Raw genomic sequence first — 395 nt, 5'->3', positions numbered from 1 at the left:
TCTTTTAATCGAATATAGAAGACACTTTTTCCTTGTAAACAGTGCTCGTGACCCAAGGCACACGCGAGGTAGGTTTTACCACAGCCTGTGGCGCCTGTAATTAATATATTCTGATGTAAACTCAGCCAGGTGCTTTGGCTGAGGCTGCGTATTTGTGCTTTATCTAGATTGCGCTTCGGCGAGTAAATGAGTTGATTTAACTGACCCGGTACGCGGAATTTTGCTTGTCGCACCAGTCGCTCTATTTTTCTTTGGTCACGCGTATCAATTTCATGCGTTAGCAATAAACTGACTCGCTCTATAAAGCTTTGTTCTTGATATAGGTTTGGCTGTTCAAGCTGCTGCTTGAGTGCTTGCTTTATACCCGATAACTTGAGCAATTGAAGTTGCTGATT

The 395-nt window shown here is 43.0% G+C and carries 1 protein-coding gene; it reads right to left on the bottom strand.

From position 1 onward, the window contains the following. Positions 1-395 (bottom strand): ATP-binding protein (locus tag AAEZ22_RS18215; protein ID WP_352298411.1); only part of this gene is annotated, 395 nt, incomplete at both ends.

This window comes from Pseudoalteromonas sp. 20-MNA-CIBAN-0454 (assembly GCF_040308685.1).
GTDB classification, from domain to species: Bacteria; Pseudomonadota; Gammaproteobacteria; order Enterobacterales; family Alteromonadaceae; genus Pseudoalteromonas; species Pseudoalteromonas nigrifaciens.
Note: the sequence above shows the minus strand (reverse complement) of the source record. Positions and strands in the feature narration are given on the sequence as shown.